The organism is Pseudomonas sp. N2-3-1-14, assembly GCF_041228395.1.
Lineage (GTDB): Bacteria > Pseudomonadota > Gammaproteobacteria > Pseudomonadales > Pseudomonadaceae > Aquipseudomonas.
The window spans coordinates 6,055,899-6,073,260 of the sequence record NZ_CP166199.1; the positions used below are offsets into that span (position 1 = coordinate 6,055,899).

A 17,362-nucleotide genomic window follows, 5' to 3' on the forward strand; every position below is an offset into this window, starting at 1 on the left:
CTTAGGTCTCCTTTATCACTCAAATAAGCTGTTACCAGTTGTAAGCAACTTTACCGTAATAAAACGCGCCGCTGTAACCGTACGGCGAAAAAGTGCTATAGGCGAGGTTGCCGCCACTGCTGGCGTAAGCGTTGACCTTTTCCGGGTATTTATCGGTGACGTTGTCGCCGCCCAGGGTGAAGGTCCAGTTCTTGAGCTTGTAGTCCGCCGACAGGTCCAACACCCAGGCGGCCTTTAAGGTCTGGTCGTTGACCTTGTCCGCCTGATAACTGGTGAATTCACCGTAGCGAACCAGGTTGCTGTGCAGGGCCCAATGGCCATAGGTGAAATCGTTACCCAGGCTCAGTTTGTGCTCAGGCGTGGTGTCGCCGAGCAAACCGATGCGCTCACGACGGTCCACCCGCACCAGGTTGGCGCCCAGGCTGTCCAGAATCGCCGGGTTAGGCTTCACGTCGGTCACTTTGGTGTGGTTGTAGTTGTAGCCCACGGTGCTGTTCCAGCGGATGCCGTTATCGAACTGGTAGCGATAGTTGGCCACCAGATCGACGCCGTCGGTGCTGGTGTCGGTGGCGTTGGTGAAGTAACGGGCGCTGGTGTAGTTGATGTTGCCAACCCCATTGGCTTGCAGGTAGGCGATGGTGGCCGGGTTGAGATTGAGGTTGGAGGACAGGCTGATGCGATCGCGGATGTCGATCCGGTACACGTCGAGCGTCACGGTCAAGTCATCGGCAGGCTCCAGCACCAGGCCAAGGCTGTAGTTGCGCGACTTCTCGGCTTTCAGGTCTTCAGCGCCGAGCAGGCGGGCCACCTGGCTGTTGGCCGGGAACGTGCCGGCTTCCTGAATGGTGTTACCGATCAACTGGGACGAGGTGTAGGCAAAGTTCTGCTGGGCCAGGGAAGGCGCGCGAAAACCATTCGAGACGCTGCCACGCAAGGCCACTTGCGGGGTGAAATCATAACGGGCCGACAGCGAACCGCTGACGTTGGAACCAAAGTCGCTGTAGTCCTCATGACGCACGGCCGCCGAAGCGCTGAGTTTTTCGGTGAAGTTGGTTTCCAGGTCCAGGTACTGCGCCCAGCTATGCCGCGCGCTGCCGCCGGCGTCGGCATCACGGAAACCACCCAGGCCCGAGCTGCCGCTCTGGTAGTAGGACGCGGGCTCTCCGGCTTCGATTTCATAGCCCTGGCGCAGGTACTCGCCGCCAAACGCCACCGACACCGGATACGGCAGAAAGCCCACGTCGAATTCGCGCGACAGGTCCAGGCTGACTTGCTTCTGGTCATTGCTCAGGGTGCCGTTATCGAACTTGCGCGGCGTGGCCAGGCCCAGTGAGGTGTTGATGGTTTCGGTGCTCAGCGCGTACTGGTTCTTGCCGTAGTTGGCCGACAGGTCGTAATGCCAGTCGTAAGCCAGCAAGCCGCGCAGGCCGACGACCAATGAGGTGTCTTCCAGGTTGCCTTTGATCAACGGCAGATAACCATTAGGGTTCAGCGCCGGGATGTTATTGGACGCATTGCTTGCCCGGTAGAACGCCGCCGTCTCGCCGCGACGCTTGCTGTAGCCGCCGAAGGTGTAGAACTGGGCTGCATCGTTGAAGGAATATTCCGAGTTGAACTGGAATTTGCCTTCATTGGTGGCCGGTTCGCCCTGACGGAACACACGCTGCCCATACGTGGTGGAACCGATGCTGCCAGGGCGCAAGTCGTCGCCGGCGCGGTTGGTGTAATCGTTGTCGGCACCTTCGCCCGAGACATTGATAAAGCCGTTGTCGCCCAAGGCAAACCCGGTATTGCCGCTGACATTGCGCTGGATGCCATCACCCTTTTTGTACTCGCCGAACTTGGTCGAGATCGAACCGCCGTGGTCGTCGTGCTTGAGGATCACGTTGATCACGCCGGCGATCGCGTCAGAGCCATAACGCGCTGACGCGCCGTCACGCAGCACTTCGATGTGGTCGACTGCCGACAACGGTATCGCATTCAAATCCGCCGGGGCCGAGCCACGCCCCACCGCCCCGCCAAGGTTGACGAAGGCGCTGGTGTGGCGGCGTTTGCCATTGACCAGCACCAGCACCTGATCCGGCGACAGCCCGCGCAGTTGCGCAGGGCGCACCAGTTCGGCGCCGTCCACCAGGCTCGGACGCGGGAAGTTGATCGACGGAATCAGGCGCGCTAACACTGCGCCCAGCTCATCGGAGCCGGTGCTGCGCAGGGTATCGCCGGAAATCACATCAATGGGCGACAGCGAAGCACTGGCCGTGCGCTCTTGGGCGCGAGTGCCGGTAACGATGACGGTGTCGAGTTTTGGTGCATCGGTGGCCGCTGTCTGCGCGGCCATGACGGGATTGAATCCCACAGCAGTCAGCAAATTGGCCGACAAAATTGCCGTGTACAACGCGTGCTTCTTGTAGCTCCCCATACCGCTCCCCTCAGAATCAAACTTCAGAACGTCAATGCTCTGAGTTCCTACGATCGATCCGGCTGGCGGGCGGTGGCGGTCAGTTATTGGTTATTGGCAGATAGTCGGTAGTCCGTTGAGATATAGCCTAATGATATTTATGTAACAAATTAAATACCTTTAAAGCATAAGCAAAAGCATAAGCGCCGCACCTGTTCATCAGGATTGGGGCCGGCAATCCCGGTAATTTCAGCCGCGGTTCAGCCTGACAACGCGCCAAACCCCCAAAATAGCGCACAGCACGACCCACTTAGCCGTCCAACCGCCTATCGAGGTCGCACCCATGAAGAAGTTTCGATTGCCCAGCCTGTTGTTCCTGGCCCAGGCCACCACCGCACTGGCGGCCGAAGTACCGCCGGCTGATGACAATAAGGGGTTCTGGTACGCGCAGACCAGCGTCTACACCCGGCATTTCGCGCCTGACCCAAAGCACAACAACAACCAGGACCTGATCGGCCTGGAGCGCAATGAAGCGTCAGGTTTTGTGTATGGCGCGGCGACATTTCGCAATTCGTTCAGCCAACGCTCTTACTACGCCTATGCAGGCAAGCGCTATGACATGGCCGACTATCCGGTGTATGTGAAACTCACGGGCGGGTTATTGCAGGGCTATCGCGGCGAGTACCGCGACAAGATCCCGTTGAACCGTTTCGGCGTTGCGCCGGTGATCATCCCGTCCGTGGGCGCCCACTATGGGCCGGTAGCAGCAGAGCTGGTGTTACTGGGCTTTAATGCCGCGATGGTCACCACCGGCCTGCGCTTTTAAGGGCGCGGTGCGTAGGCGAACACATCGGCGCGCATCTGGTGCGCATCCATACCCGCTTCAACCAGCGCATCCAGCGTGCCGTAGATCATCGCCGGCGAGCCACTGGCGTAGACATGCACGGCCTTAAGGTCGCTGATGTCTTCACACACTGCTTCATGCAGGAGCCCGCAACGGCCTTCCCAGCCACAGAGGTCGCTGACCACTTTGTGCAGGAACAGGTTGGGCAGTTTCAGCCACTGGTCCCAGTGCTCGATTTCGTAGAAGTCTTCCGGGCGGCGCACACCCCAGTACAGGTGCACCGGGTGCTTGAAGCCAGAGGCGCGGCAATGCTCGATCAGGCTGTGCATCTGCGCCATGCCGGTGCCGGCGGCGATCAGTACCAGCGGCCCGTCCGGCAGCTCAGCCAGGTGAGTGTCGCCAAACGGCAACTCGATGCGAGCCATCTGATTACGCTGCAACTGTTCGAGCAGGTTACGCGCGCTGTCCTCACGGGCCAGCACATGCAATTCCAGCTCACGCCCGGCGTGGGGCGCCGAGGCCAAAGAAAACGCCGATTTCTCGCCATTCTCCCGCTCGATCATCAGGTATTGCCCGGCGTGGTAACGCACCGGCTTGCCGGCCGGAGCTCGCAGGCGCACGCGCCATACATCGCCACCGACTTCCACACACTCACTCAATTGGCACGACAACTTGCGCAACGGCAACTCTCCCGGCGCCAGCACGCCATCCCACAACACAACGCAATCTTCCAGCGGCTCGGCGATGCAAGTGTAGAACTCACCATGGTCGCGCACCTCGCCGGCTTGCTGCACCCGCCCTTCTACCAGCAGCGCCGCGCACACATGGCACACGCCATTGCGACAGGCCTGCGGGCACTCGTAGCCCAGGCGGCGTGCACCTTCGAGGATCCGCTCGCCAGGGACCAGTTCCAGTACAGCGCCGGAAGGTTGCAGGGTTACACGCATCAATCTATTCCCAATTCTTTCCAGATTGCATCGACACGCGCAGTCACGGCGTCATCCTTGACAATTACCCGGCCCCATTCGCGCGTCGTTTCACCCGGCCATTTGTGGGTGGCATCCAGGCCCATTTTCGAGCCCAGGCCTGACACTGGCGATGCGAAGTCGAGGTAGTCGATCGGCGTGTTGTCGATCATCACCGTGTCGCGCTTGGGGTCCATGCGCGTGGTGATGGCCCAGATCACGTCGTTCCAGTCCCGCGCATTGATGTCGTCGTCGGTGACAATAACGAACTTGGTGTACATGAACTGTCGCAAAAACGACCACACGCCGAGCATTACCCGCTTGGCGTGGCCCGGGTACGACTTCTTCATCGTCACGATGGCCATGCGGTACGAGCAGCCTTCCGGCGGCAGGTAGAAGTCGGTGATTTCCGGGAATTGCTTCTGCAGGATCGGCACAAACACTTCGTTGAGCGCAACGCCCAGAATGGCCGGCTCATCCGGCGGCCGGCCGGTATAGGTGCTGTGGTAGATCGGTTTGATGCGGTGGGTAATGCGCTCGACGGTGAACACCGGGAAGCTGTCGACTTCGTTGTAGTAGCCGGTATGGTCGCCGTAAGGGCCTTCATCGGCCATTTCGCCTGGATGAATCACGCCTTCAAGGATGATTTCGGCGGTAGCCGGCACTTGCAGGTCGTTGCCGCGGCACTTCACCAGTTCGGTACGGTTACCGCGCAGCAGGCCGGCGAACGCGTATTCGGACAGGCTGTCGGGCACCGGCGTGACGGCGCCGAGAATGGTCGCCGGGTCAGCGCCCAGGGCCACGGAAACCGGGAACGGCTTGCCGGGGTGTTTTTCGCACCACTCACGAAAGTCCAGTGCGCCGCCACGGTGGCTCAGCCAGCGCATGATCACCTTGTTGCGGCCGATCACTTGCTGACGGTAGATGCCCAGGTTCTGGCGATCTTTGTTCGGGCCTTTGGTGACGGTCAGGCCCCAGGTGATCAGCGGGCCGACGTCGCCCGGCCAGCAGGTCTGCACGGGCAGCATGCCCAGATCGACGTCATCGCCTTCGATGACCACTTCCTGGCAAACGGCGTCTTTGACCACCTTGGGCGCCATGGCGATGATCTTGCGGAAGATCGGCAGCTTCGACCAGGCATCCTTGAGGCCCTTGGGTGGCTCGGGCTCCTTGAGGAAGGCCAGCAGCTTGCCGATCTCGCGCAGCTCGCTGACCGACTCGGCGCCCATGCCAAAGGCAACACGGTCGGGCGTGCCGAACAGGTTGCCGAGCACCGGAATATCAAAGCCGGTCGGGTTTTCGAACAGCAGCGCCGGGCCCTTGTTACGCAGGGTTCGGTCGCAAATCTCAGTCATTTCCAGCACCGGGGAAATCGGCATCTGGATACGTTTCAACTCTCCGCGCTGCTCAAGCTGCTGCACGAAATCCCGAAGATCCTTGAATTTCATTAACCATGCCACCCGTAAAATAGGCGTACATCCTACCTGCTCTTACGAGCGCTGGCAGCTTATTGCACATCATTGCGGCTTACATCAGTTCGCACCGAGGCCTGGCGAAGGGTGCGGAAGAACGGCTCCAGGAACCCTTCCACATACCGCGTGCCCACGCTTGAGAGGTGGTTGTCATCGGTATACAGCGACTGGCCGCCGAGTTCGACGCGACACCACCCGTTGGTGTCGCACAGCTTCGGCGCCGGGTCCAGGAGTTGAACACCTGAATCGGCCGCTGCGATCTGCTCAAAGACACTGCTGATAAAGGTTTGACGCTGCTGGTGTTCAGCCAGGGGCAAGCCTTCGCGGTCGGTCGGGCGCCCCAACATGGCCAAACGGCTAAGCCGGTACGGCACATTGAATTCCTGCAGCGGCACTTCCTTGACCAGCCATACCCGATGACCACCGGCGCGTAATTGCTGCACCAAGGTATTCAAACCTTCGCTGAATAGCTGCTCAGCCACGGCGCGGTCATATTTCCCGGTCGCCGGGTCATGGATCGACGCACCGGTATCACCGGAGCGCTGCCCATACACGTAGAGACTCCAGCGCGCCACCAGCACCACATCACTGAAGGGCTCACGCTTTAGCAACTGCGTAACGCGCTCGTTGAACGCCCCGCACCCTGGGGTGTTTTCTTTCCGGTAGAACGGCAGGCAACCGGCGTAGCCCGCCTGGGTGATGCTGAAGTCGTACTGTTTTGAAGCATCGCTCAACGCCGGAATCAACGCCGAGGCATGGCTGTCGCCCCAGACCAGCGCCTTGACCGTGGCCGCCTGCGGACCGAAATGGCACAACTCACGGTGCTTGTTTTTCTTGTCGTCCGACAAGCAGTTCATGAGCGTGGGACTCCAGGTGTACGCCTGGGCAAATTGCAGCGCCTGAGGCGGCAGCCGCCACGCAAAACCATCCGACCACACCAGGCTCTTGCCGATCAGGCCGAGGCTGACGAGCGCCATGACGCCCGCGGCCAGGATTGCCCGATTGCCCGCCAACAGACGCCGCTCGCGAAAGGGCCCCTCAACGAATCGCCAGGACCCATAGCCCAGCAACAGGCTCAGGAAAAACAGCCCCGCAATCTCCACAGGCGCCAGGCCGAAAATACTGGCGTACTTGCCAAACACCAGCACCGGCCAGTGCCACAGGTACCAGGAATAGGAAATCAGCCCCACGCCTACCAGCACACGGCTACCCAACAACCGGCCTACCAGTGTGGCGTGCTGGCCGTTGGCCCAAATAAGCCCCACCACACCCACTACCGGCAACAGCGCTGCAACCCCTGGAAAGGCGGTGCTGGCGTCATAGCCCAATACCGCCACCAGAATCATTCCCAGGCCGATCAAGCTGACGGTCTGCGCCAGCATCGGGCTTGCGCGCTGCGCCCGCGCCGGCATAACGGCCAACATGGAGCCCGCCAGCAACTCCCAGGCCCGCATTGGTAACAGGAAAAAGGCCTTGTCCGGCTCTCGGGACACCGCCCATACGCTGGCAGCAAATGACGCGAGCATCAGCACAAACAAGGCACCACGCCATTGCTTGAGCCTGCTCGACAGCAGCGCCAGCAAGAGTGGGAAACCGATGTAGAACTGCTCTTCAACCGAAAGCGACCACGTGTGCAGCATCGGCTTCATATCGGAGGCTGTATCGAAGTAGCCGTCCTGACGCATAAAGAAGAGGTTGGAGATGAAGATCACTTGGTTGTGAATCGAGCGTCCCAGCTCTGAATAGTCCTTGGGCGCCATCAAAAACCAGCCAACCACCAATGACACGAACATCATGACGACCAGTGCCGGCAGGATGCGCCGGGCCCGGCGAGCCCAGAAATCGAGAAAACTGAAACGCCCGGCCTCACGCTCGCGCCAGATGATCGAAGTGATCAGGAACCCTGAAATCACAAAGAACACGTCAACGCCTATAAAGCCGCCAGTGACGCCTGGAACTCCAAAATGGAACAGCACAACAGCCAGGACAGCGATGGCACGCAGGCCGTCAACGTCCCTTCGGTAAGCAAGAGCGGTCATAAATCGTAGGTCAGCCTGATTCGAATGGAGATGAGCGTAGCCGCACTCAGTCTATTTGTTTCTTAACTGACACTATTGTCCTGCAAAGCTCCCTTTCTCGACACAAAAAAAAAGGCGCCCCGAAGGGCGCCATTTTTTCAGACCTGGAGCGTCGTGTTACTTACGCTTCATCGACAGGAAGAACTCGTCGTTGGTCTTGGTGGTTTTCAGCTTGTCGATCAGGAACTCGATGGCGGCTACTTCGTCCATCGGGTGCAGCAGCTTGCGCAGGATCCACATGCGCTGCAGTTCGTCGTCGGCGGTCAGCAACTCTTCGCGGCGGGTGCCGGAGCGGTTGATGTTGATCGCAGGGAACACACGCTTCTCAGCGATACGACGGTCAAGAGGCAGTTCCATGTTGCCGGTACCCTTGAACTCTTCGTAGATCACTTCGTCCATTTTCGAGCCGGTTTCAACCAGCGCGGTGGCGATAATGGTCAGCGAGCCGCCTTCTTCGATGTTCCGCGCAGCACCGAAGAAACGCTTTGGTTTCTCCAGGGCGTGGGCATCGACACCACCGGTGAGGACCTTGCCGGAGCTCGGGATCACGGTGTTGTAGGCACGGGCCAGACGGGTGATGGAGTCGAGCAGGATCACCACGTCTTTCTTGTGTTCAACCAGGCGCTTGGCCTTCTCGATCACCATTTCGGCAACCTGCACGTGGCGGGTTGGCGGCTCATCGAACGTGGAGGCAACCACTTCGCCGCGCACAGTGCGCTGCATTTCGGTTACTTCTTCCGGACGCTCATCGATCAGCAACACGATCAGGTGAACTTCCGGGTTGTTACGAGCGATGTTCGCTGCAATGTTCTGCAGCATGATGGTCTTACCGGCTTTCGGCGGTGCGACGATCAGACCGCGCTGGCCTTTACCGATCGGGGCGCACAGGTCGATGACACGACCGGTCAAGTCTTCGGTGGAACCGTTACCGGCTTCCATCTTCATGCGCACAGTCGGGAACAGCGGGGTCAGGTTCTCGAAGAGAATCTTGTTTTTCGCGTTCTCGGGACGGTCGAAGTTGATCGTGTCGACCTTGAGCAGGGCGAAATAACGCTCGCCTTCCTTAGGAGGGCGGATCTTGCCAACGATGGTGTCACCGGTGCGCAAGTTGAAGCGACGGATCTGGCTCGGCGAGACATAGATGTCGTCTGGGCCGGCAAGATAGGAAGCGTCTGCAGAGCGGAGGAAGCCGAAGCCGTCCTGGAGAATCTCCAGCACGCCATCACCGGAGATTTCCTCGCCGCTTTTCGCGTGCTTTTTGAGCAGGGAGAAAATCACGTCCTGCTTGCGCGAACGGGCCATATTTTCTATGCCCATTTCTTCGGCCAATTGGAGCAGGTCGGTAATCGGCTTTTGCTTGAGTTCAGTCAGATTCATATAGGAATGACGTAATCATTTATGGAGGGGGGAAATTAAGCTTTTGGCTTAATGAGGCCGCGCCGCAGAGAAGGCGACAGGATCGCGTACTAATCGAAAAGGAATGCGTCGGCGACGGCTTGCAGGGGGCAGTGGAGAAACCAGTGCGGGGCCGAATGTACCACCTGAATTTCGGAGCGTCTAGCCCTGTTTCACGAAAAAGCCCCGCAATTTGCGGGGCTTTTTGGGCGACGATTAAATGTTCGCGTCGAGGAAAGCTTGCAGCTGGGACTTGGACAGCGCGCCTACTTTAGTGGCTTCGACGTTGCCGTTCTTGAACAGCATCAGGGTTGGGATACCACGCACGCCATGCTTGGCCGGAGTCTCCTGGTTATCGTCGATGTTCAGCTTGGCGATGGTCAGCTTGCCGTCGTAGGTGGTTGCAATGTCGTCCAGAACAGGGGCGATCATTTTGCAAGGGCCGCACCATTCAGCCCAGTAGTCAACCAGGACCGGGCCTTGAGCCTTGAGTACTTGTTCCTCAAAGTTCGCGTCGGTGACGTGCTTGATAAGATCGTTGCTCATGGATGTCTCCGGATTGTAAGCAAAAAAAACGTGGCCCATCATAGCCGCCCTTCCCCCGTTCAGGAAGCCGCCTCTGATTGACTCTTGCTATGGTGACGCATGAGTTTGGGTATAGCTCAACTTACGGTGTCACGGGAGTCACGAAGGCAATGCCAGTGCGCAATGCCGCATTGCGTACGTGTTCCTGCATGGTTTTCTGTGCTTGCGCACTGGCGCGCCGAGCCAGTGCACGCAGTATCTTGCGGTGCTCCTGCCAGGTTTCCATGGCCCGTTCCGGCCGGATGAACGGTAGTTTCTGGCTCTCCAGAAACACCTCGGCACTGGCACTCAGAATGCTCACCATCGCCTGGTTACCACTGGCCAGCAGAATCCGCTGGTGAAATTCGAAGTCGAGCCGGGCAGCGGCTTCAAAATCGCCGGCCTTGAGCACCTTGCGCATCGCCTCGACATTGTCTTCCAGGCTGTCCAACTCATCGATGCTCAACGTTACGGCCGCCAGCCCGGCGGCAAAACCCTCCAGCGCATAGCGCAACTGGAAGATATCCAGCGGAGTGGCCTGGGCCGCGAAAGGCCAGGCAAAACCCGGCGCCTCCTGCACCTCTTGCACAAACACACCCTTGCCCGGCTGCACGCTGACCACGCCCAGGGCACTCAATGACGACAACGCCTCGCGCAGCGATGCCCGACTCACGCCCAACTGCACCGCCAGGTCGCGCTGTGAGGGCAACGCATCGCCCGCTCCAAAGCCCTGCTCCTTGATCAGTTTGCGGATGGCCTGCAGGGCCGCTTCCGGTACGGCTTGGGCGATGGAATTCATAAAAAACTCATAGTTCCAGACAACTGAGCGGCTAGTTGTAAAGCTATTCGCAGCCGGCGGCAAGCCACGCCCCAAAGGGGCTCGCGGGCTTTTACCGGCGCTCGAAAAAGGTGCGAAAAGCGCAAGCACTGTTCAGACCAGTAAGACCACCGCACCTCAATAAATCCCGGCCCTGCAGGCGATACCAGCCGTGATGGCATGGGCTGTGCACTGAGCAAAATCAGAAAATCCCTTCGCCCTTTTCGGAGAGTTGCCATGACCAAGCGCTACAGCGCCCTGCTCACTGCCCTGTTTGCCAGCCTGATGCTGAGCCAGGCACCCGCCCAGGCCAATGGTCTGGACGACATCGTCGCCCGTGGCACCCTCAAGGTCGCCGTGCCTCAAGACTTCCCGCCGTTCGGCTCGGTCGGCCCCGACATGAAGCCCCGCGGCCTGGACATCGACACCGCCAAGCTGCTGGCTGACCAGCTCAAGGTCAAACTGGAGCTGACGCCGGTCAACAGCACCAACCGCATTCCTTTCCTCACCACCGGCAAGGTCGACCTGGTGATTTCCAGCCTGGGCAAGAACGCCGAGCGGGAAAAAGTCATCGATTTCTCCAAGGCCTATGCCCCTTTCTACCTGGCGGTGTTTGGTCCGCCTGACGCGCCGATCAGCACCACCGACGACCTCAAGGGCAAGACCATCAGCGTGACCCGCGGCGCCATCGAAGACATCGAGTTGACCGCCGTTGCGCCCAAGGAAGCCACGATCAAGCGCTTCGAAGACAACAACTCGACCATCGCCGCCTACCTGGCCGGCCAGGTCGACCTGATCGCCAGTGGCAACGTGGTGATGGTGGCAATCAGCGAGCGCAACCCGAAACGCGTGCCGGCGCTGAAAGTGAAACTCAAGGACTCGCCGGTCTACGTGGGCGTGAACAAGAACGAGCCGGCGCTGCTGGAGAAGGTCAACCAGATCCTGGTAGCGGCCAAAGCCGACGGCAGCCTGGAGAAAAATGCGATGCAGTGGCTTAAAGAGCCGCTGCCCGCCGACCTTTGAAGCGACGGAGCTGATTCATGGCGTATCAATTTGACTTTATGCCTGTGCTCGCCAACACCGACCTGCTGTTGCGCGGCGCGCTGTTCACGCTTGAGCTGACGGCCATCGGCGCGATCCTCGGGGTGGCCCTGGGCACCGTCGGCGCCGTGGTGCGGGCCTGGAAGATCCAGCCGTTTGCGTGGTTCTTCGGTGTGTATGTCGAGTTGATCCGCAACACGCCGTTTCTGGTGCAGTTGTTCTTCATCTTCTTCGGCCTGCCCTCGCTGGGGCTGAAAATCACCGAATGGCAAGCCGCCGTGCTGGCGATGGTGATCAACCTGGGGGCCTACTCCACCGAGATCATCCGCGCCGGCATCCAGGCCATCCCTCGCGGCCAGCTGGAAGCCGCTGCCGCACTGGCAATGACGCGTTTCGAGGCGTTCCGCCACGTGGTGCTGCTGCCGGCGCTGGGCAAGGTGTGGCCGGCCCTGAGCAGCCAGATCATCATCGTGATGCTCGGCTCGGCCGTGTGTTCGCAGATCGCCACCGAAGAGCTGAGCTTTGCCGCCAACTTTATTCAGTCGCGCAACTTCCGCGCATTTGAAACCTACGCGCTGACCACGCTGGTGTACCTGTGCATGGCGTTGATGATTCGCCAGTTGCTCAACTGGATCGGCCGCCGCTTCGTGATGAGGAACAGCCGATGAGTGATTTTTCGTTCTGGGACATCGTGCGCAACCTGGCGGTTGGCCTGCAATGGACCCTGTTGCTGTCGCTGGTGGCGTTTGTCGGCGGCGGCCTGATCGGTCTGCTGGTGATGACCATGCGCATCAGCCGCAAAGCCTTCGCGCGCAATATTGCGCGCACCTATATCGAACTGTTCCAGGGCACACCGCTGTTGATGCAGCTGTTCCTGGTGTTTTTCGGCATCGCCCTGTTGGGCGTGGATATTTCGCCCTGGCTGGCGGCGGCCATTGCCCTGACCCTGTTTACCAGCGCCTACCTGGCCGAGATCTGGCGCGGCTGCGTCGAGTCCATCGCCCACGGGCAATGGGAAGCGTCGGCCAGCCTGGCACTCAACCCGCTTGAACAACTGCGCTACGTGATCCTGCCCCAAGCGTTGCGGATTGCCGTGGCACCCACCGTAGGTTTCTCGGTGCAGGTGGTCAAAGGCACCGCCGTGACCTCGATCATTGGCTTTACCGAACTGACCAAGACCGGCGGCATGCTCGCCAACGCCACCTTCGAACCCTTCATGGTCTACGGCCTGGTGGCCCTCGGTTACTTCCTGCTCTGCTACCCCTTGTCCCTCAGTGCCCGCTACCTGGAAAGGAGACTGCATGCCTCTGCTTAGAATTTCCGCCCTGCATAAGTATTACGGCGATCACCACGTACTCAAGGGCATCGACCTGACAGTCGAAGAAGGCCAGGTGGTGGCGATCATCGGCCGCAGCGGCTCGGGCAAGTCCACCTTGCTGCGTACCCTCAATGGCCTGGAATCGATCAACGACGGTGTGATCGAAGTCGATGGCGAGTACCTCGATGCCGCGCGCGCCGACCTGCGCAGCCTGCGGCAGAAAGTCGGCATGGTGTTCCAGCAGTTCAACCTGTTCCCGCACCTGACCGTGGGCGAAAACGTCATGCTCGCGCCGCAAGTGGTGCAAAAAGTGCCCAAGGCCAAAGCCGCACAGCTCGCCAGGCAGATGCTGGAGCGCGTCGGGCTGGGGGAAAAGTTCGACGCCTTTCCGGATCGCCTGTCCGGTGGCCAGCAGCAACGCGTCGCCATTGCGCGCGCACTGGCCATGTCACCCAAGGTGCTGCTGTGCGACGAAATCACCTCGGCCCTGGACCCTGAACTGGTCAATGAAGTACTCAGCGTGGTGCGTCAACTGGCCAACGACGGCATGACCCTGATCATGGTGACCCACGAAATGCGCTTCGCCCGGGAAGTCGGCGACAAACTGGTGTTCATGCACCAAGGCAAAGTGCATGAGGTGGGCGACCCCAAGACATTGTTCGCCAACCCCAAAACGCCGGAATTCGCCAACTTCATTGGCTCGGTGGAACAGCCGGGCTGACCAGTTCGAAACTGCCCTGCGCCTCAAGGTGTGTTTCGCTACGCACCTGGAAGGCGTCGGCAGCCAGGTCGGTGTCGATATCGACCTGGGCCGTGAATTGACGTCCTGCCCTCGGTCCCCCGGCCACTCGCGCTATCAACGTTTGGCCGGGCAACAGGTGCCCGCTGACGGTCTCGCCGGGTGAGTGCGCGAGCGCCCAGCCGACGGCCTGCCCATCTAAACGGGCGTGTTTGAGGTTCAGGCGCAAACGCCCCTGGCGCCCAAAACGAAAGCCCTCGCCATCGGCAGCCACGCCGATAAAACGCAACGCGATTGCCGCGGGCTCAGCACACAGTACATTCACGCTCAACGAGCGAGTGCCGAGCGCCACGGAAGGGCTTTCAACGAGCGCCTCCCTGCGAATAACGCCGTAGTCTATGCGCGGCTGGCTCACCGATAAGCGGCAATTTTCAGACCGGGCATCAGCCGTCGCGAGCAGCGCGCAGAGCATGACCCAGGGCACGCTTTTAAGCTTAACGGCCATGGCACACCGCCGAGGTGGTTTCATAGAACTTGTCATTATCGGGTTGGCTCTTGAGGTCAATGCGTAGCAGGCAGGTGGAAGCGTCCGGCAATGAAACACGCAGGCTTTGCGCCTCATTGACGTCATTGAGGAACACCATGCCCTCGCCCACCACGCTGGTCAGGAAGCGATCGCCCCTGCCAAACACCGAGGCGCCTTGAGGCAATGGCCGGCCCTGCTGATCCTTTGCTGTGAGCAAAATGCGGCGCACTTTCACCACATCGAAATCCACGGCATTGAAGGATCCACGACCCGCCGTGAGCACCTGCGTGCCGTTTTTCAGGTCGACGCGCCTGGGCAAGGACGGGGTCTGCACCTCAACCCGGCTGTTGGTGTAGGCCGGCAGGCCTGCGATCACGGCTTGCCCGCTGAAATCGGTCCACACCGGGCCTTGGGGGGTCTCGACTTTTGCCGCGCCGATATCCCCCACAGAGACGATGCCGAAGGTGTCCTGCACGGGGTAAGGCGAAAAGGTCAGCCCGCCTGCGTGAGCCACCACGCCGCCTTGCAGCTGCCCGGTGTAACTGGTGCCCTGCGGGTCGCGGCTGACACCCAGGCCGACCCGGGTATAACGGGGCAGCAGGTCCACCTGCCCGCGCACCGATGCCTGCCGGGCCTTGAGGTCGCGCTCGACGCCCACTTCGTAATTCACATACTCGTTGACCCGTTCGCTGAGCGATGTGCCCGCGGTGAACTGATCACCGCGACGACTGGTGTAACTGTGCACACGACGGTCCCCACCCAATGGCACGCTGACCTGCAACCGCACGGACAGGTCGTTGTCCAGCGCCCGTTCGCGCCGGTTGCCAGCACCCGTGACGTCACGATCAGACCGAGTGCCGCCCACTTGCGAATCGGCAATCAACGCGACATCGGCGCGGCTGAATGACTTGTTCCACGAGGTGAACACATGCTCGCTCGTTCGCCCGTCAAATTGAGCGCTGCGGGTATAGCCCAGCGAGAACACACCCAGCATGGGATCGGCCCAGCTCATGCCTGCCGTGTACTGGTTCTTGAAGCGCGAACCCAATTCGTCGGGCCGGGCGACGCGGCCGGCTTCAGTGACCTCACGATAACCCTGGGTCTGGGTGGTCGCACTGAGGTTGACGTCAACATTGGCCAGCACCGGGCTGCTCACGGAGACGCTGCTGCGCGACCCGGACACTGCGTTTTTGCTGTCTCGCGACAGGTTGTGACGTGCCCCCACGGAAACCCGCTGCATGAACACGCTGCTCAGGGTGCCGCCCGCCGACCCATAGTCATCGGCGCTCAACACGCCTAAGCCCGCCGACGAATCGCGCCCCAGCCCCCAAGTGCCGCTGGCCATGGCGACCCGCGGTGACGGCCCCTCTTCGAGGGTGTTTTTGCGCAGCTTGCCAACCGAAAAATAATAACCAGGCGCCGCCGGGCCAGCCCCTGCAAACGAAGCCGCCGGCACCACGAAGCTGCGCCTGACACCGCGCACATCGATCACGCTGACGTCCAGGTCACTGGTGGCATTGAGCAGAGGCAACCCTGCAAGCCTGAACGGGCCTTCGGGCACCAACGTGCTGTGGATCAACGCGCCGGACTGGCGCACTTCAACCCGCGACTGGCTCTGGGCGAGGCCTTCGACCACCGCATTGTTGCCGCCCGCAGCGGCACGGGATTGGCCATCGGGGTAAAACTGCAGCCCGGACAACTGGACCCCGCCAAACAAGGGGTTATGGCTGGAGATCTGGCCGACCTGGAAAGTCGACTGCAACGCAGCAACATCCCGCTGGGCAAAAGCGTAAAGGTGTTCGGTACGGGTCTTGCCGTTGTCGGACACATAGACCTGGCGACTGCGAACCACCCAATCGTCAAGGTTGAAGCCTGCCTCGGTGTAGGCCGAGATGAACCGGCTGGGCCCACTGCGCGAATGACTGTCCAAACCCAGCACGTCATAGTTGAACAGCGCTGCTGCGCCGCCCGTGGAAAAGGGCCCGGCCTCCCACTGCGGCGCACGCAATGACTGGGTCGGCACAACCAGCGTCACTTCCTCGGTACCGGGACGCAACCTCAGCATTGTGGTCGGGAACGCAGCGAGAAAGTCATGACAGGCCGCGTCCGGTGTAGCGCCTTCGCGGAGGATCTCGCGCGGCTTTACCAGCCCGGCTTTTTCCAGCAGCCCAGGCGTAAAACACAATCGCCCCTCGTGATCGAAACGTGCATCCACCAGCCCAAGCGGGTTTCCATTGACCCGCAGGCCCACCACATGGACACCTTCACGAAAGCGCGCTGCACTGCGAAAGTAGTCGGAGACCTTTGGGTCAATACCGTGGGTTGTCAGTGCCGCAAGGTCAAAGCCCTCTCCCAGCTCCAGCGCAGAAACAACGCCGGGCAAGCTCCAAAGGGCTGCGAAACCCATGATCAACGTGGGCCTGCCAGGCCCGAAAAATGCCGCAATGCGGTGACTCGAAGGGTTAATCATCGGCCGATCAACCCTCATCGACATGGATCGGGGCGCGGTAGTTTTCTACCGAAAACCCATAGACCGTGGCGGGCTGGATCTCGACCTCGGCCACACCGTCCAGTGGGCCATCAACCTGTGCGGTCAATGCTTCACCGGGCAAAAGGTAGGCGCGCGGCAACGTGGCCGGGGCGCCTTGTGGAAGCAGCCGCACCTGCGGCGCCAGGCGCACCACATAGGCACTGTCGTTATGGACCGTGAGGCCCTGCCCGGTCCGCCGCCACTTCAACAGCTCCCAGGGTGTTGAGTGCCGAGGCAAACCCTTGGGGTGCAGGATCAGCGGCAAATTCTGCCGAAGGGTGATACCGATGGTCGCACCGCCAGCCGTGCGCGCCTGGGGGATGCCCTCGAACGACACGCGCTTGAGGCGTTGGGTCTTGAGCGGCTCACTCTGGGTGCTGATAAAACGCACCAGCTGCGTGTCGCCCGCTTCCACTCGCGTGATGGGCGGGGTGACGATCAACAGCAGTTGCTGGTCCTCGGGCACGTTCTCCACCACCGAATGAAGCAACGCCGGCCCTGCATCGGTGTTCTTGATGTTTATTGTGGCTTCGCCCTCTTCCTCATAAAGCATCACCACCGTTGTTTCCGGCAGCATGCCGTCCGCCTGTGCAACACCGGTAAAAAAACCACAGGCACTTGCACTCCAAAACACTATAAAACTTATGATTGAAAACCCACGCACTCGACGTCCCC

General features: G+C 60.4%; 15 protein-coding genes. 5 read left to right on the forward strand and 10 right to left on the reverse strand.

Translation table 11 applies throughout. The annotated features are described in order from the left end of the window. Window positions 1-31: 31 nt before the first annotated feature. The gene (locus AB5I78_RS28130) at window positions 32-2,419 is read right to left on the reverse strand and encodes a TonB-dependent receptor plug domain-containing protein (protein WP_369301905.1); all 2,388 of its coding nucleotides are present in this window, start codon (window positions 2,417-2,419) and stop codon (window positions 32-34) included. A 322-nt stretch (window positions 2,420-2,741) separates the two neighbouring features. Between AB5I78_RS28130 and AB5I78_RS28135 the strand changes: the two genes are divergently transcribed. After that, window positions 2,742-3,224 carry a sn-glycerol-3-phosphate transporter gene (locus AB5I78_RS28135; protein WP_369301904.1) on the forward strand — a complete coding sequence of 161 codons (483 nt, stop codon included), beginning with the start codon at window positions 2,742-2,744 and terminating at the stop codon, window positions 3,222-3,224. On the opposite strand, the gene AB5I78_RS28140 is transcribed toward AB5I78_RS28135, so the two are convergent. The 6 genes from AB5I78_RS28140 to AB5I78_RS28165 form a co-directional block, all read right to left on the reverse strand. Further along, window positions 3,221-4,189: a CDP-6-deoxy-delta-3,4-glucoseen reductase gene (locus AB5I78_RS28140; protein WP_106575786.1), complete on the reverse strand. Its 969-nt coding sequence runs from the start codon at window positions 4,187-4,189 to the stop codon at window positions 3,221-3,223. The genes AB5I78_RS28135 and AB5I78_RS28140 overlap by 4 nt on opposite strands. After that, complete coding sequence (gene ubiD, locus AB5I78_RS28145) at window positions 4,189-5,655, reverse strand: 4-hydroxy-3-polyprenylbenzoate decarboxylase (protein ID WP_145157988.1); 1,467 nt, start codon at window positions 5,653-5,655, stop codon at window positions 4,189-4,191. The genes AB5I78_RS28140 and ubiD overlap by 1 nt, the downstream gene beginning before the upstream one ends. A 59-nt stretch (window positions 5,656-5,714) precedes the next feature. After that, complete coding sequence (locus tag AB5I78_RS28150; RefSeq protein WP_369301903.1) at window positions 5,715-7,718, reverse strand: acyltransferase family protein; 2,004 nt, start codon at window positions 7,716-7,718, stop codon at window positions 5,715-5,717. Between the two features lie 156 nt (window positions 7,719-7,874). Further along, window positions 7,875-9,134 (reverse strand): transcription termination factor Rho, encoded by a 1,260-nt coding sequence (rho, locus tag AB5I78_RS28155; RefSeq protein ID WP_003176825.1) that lies wholly within the window; start codon window positions 9,132-9,134, stop codon window positions 7,875-7,877. Between the two features lie 234 nt (window positions 9,135-9,368). After that, window positions 9,369-9,698: a thioredoxin TrxA gene (gene trxA / locus AB5I78_RS28160; RefSeq protein WP_106575789.1), complete on the reverse strand. Its 330-nt coding sequence runs from the start codon at window positions 9,696-9,698 to the stop codon at window positions 9,369-9,371. Between the two features lie 121 nt (window positions 9,699-9,819). Beyond that, on the reverse strand, window positions 9,820-10,515 hold the full coding sequence (locus AB5I78_RS28165; RefSeq protein WP_369301902.1) for a FadR/GntR family transcriptional regulator: 696 nt from the start codon (window positions 10,513-10,515) through the stop codon (window positions 9,820-9,822). Between the two features lie 255 nt (window positions 10,516-10,770). Between AB5I78_RS28165 and AB5I78_RS28170 the strand changes: the two genes are divergently transcribed. Genes AB5I78_RS28170 through AB5I78_RS28185 form a run of 4 tightly spaced genes read left to right on the forward strand, consistent with a single transcriptional unit; the run spans window position 10,771 to window position 13,613 of the window. Then, entirely contained in the window at window positions 10,771-11,556 is a 786-nt protein-coding gene (locus tag AB5I78_RS28170; RefSeq protein ID WP_106575791.1) for a transporter substrate-binding domain-containing protein, read from the forward strand. A 17-nt stretch (window positions 11,557-11,573) separates the two neighbouring features. Next, a complete protein-coding gene (locus AB5I78_RS28175; protein ID WP_064454658.1) occupies window positions 11,574-12,242 on the forward strand; it encodes an amino acid ABC transporter permease in 669 nt (222 codons plus the stop codon). Beyond that, window positions 12,239-12,889: an amino acid ABC transporter permease gene (locus tag AB5I78_RS28180; RefSeq protein WP_262207159.1), complete on the forward strand. Its 651-nt coding sequence runs from the start codon at window positions 12,239-12,241 to the stop codon at window positions 12,887-12,889. Before AB5I78_RS28175 ends, AB5I78_RS28180 begins: the two co-directional genes overlap by 4 nt. Further along, on the forward strand, window positions 12,876-13,613 hold the full coding sequence (locus tag AB5I78_RS28185; RefSeq protein ID WP_106575793.1) for an amino acid ABC transporter ATP-binding protein: 738 nt from the start codon (window positions 12,876-12,878) through the stop codon (window positions 13,611-13,613). Before AB5I78_RS28180 ends, AB5I78_RS28185 begins: the two co-directional genes overlap by 14 nt. Here AB5I78_RS28185 and AB5I78_RS28190 read toward each other — a convergent pair. The 3 genes from AB5I78_RS28190 to AB5I78_RS28200 all read right to left on the reverse strand — a co-directional run bounded on the left by AB5I78_RS28190 (window position 13,585) and on the right by AB5I78_RS28200 (window position 17,333). Then, window positions 13,585-14,136: a hypothetical protein gene (locus AB5I78_RS28190; protein WP_369301901.1), complete on the reverse strand. Its 552-nt coding sequence runs from the start codon at window positions 14,134-14,136 to the stop codon at window positions 13,585-13,587. The two genes, AB5I78_RS28185 and AB5I78_RS28190, sit on opposite strands and share 29 nt — an antisense overlap. Then, window positions 14,126-16,564 (reverse strand): fimbria/pilus outer membrane usher protein, encoded by a 2,439-nt coding sequence (locus AB5I78_RS28195; protein ID WP_369301900.1) that lies wholly within the window; start codon window positions 16,562-16,564, stop codon window positions 14,126-14,128. Before AB5I78_RS28195 ends, AB5I78_RS28190 begins: the two co-directional genes overlap by 11 nt. Window positions 16,565-16,634: 70 nt before the next feature. Beyond that, window positions 16,635-17,333, reverse strand: coding sequence for a fimbria/pilus chaperone family protein (locus tag AB5I78_RS28200; protein WP_370004822.1), 699 nt, complete (start codon window positions 17,331-17,333; stop codon window positions 16,635-16,637). Between the last annotated feature and the right edge of the window lie 29 nt (window positions 17,334-17,362).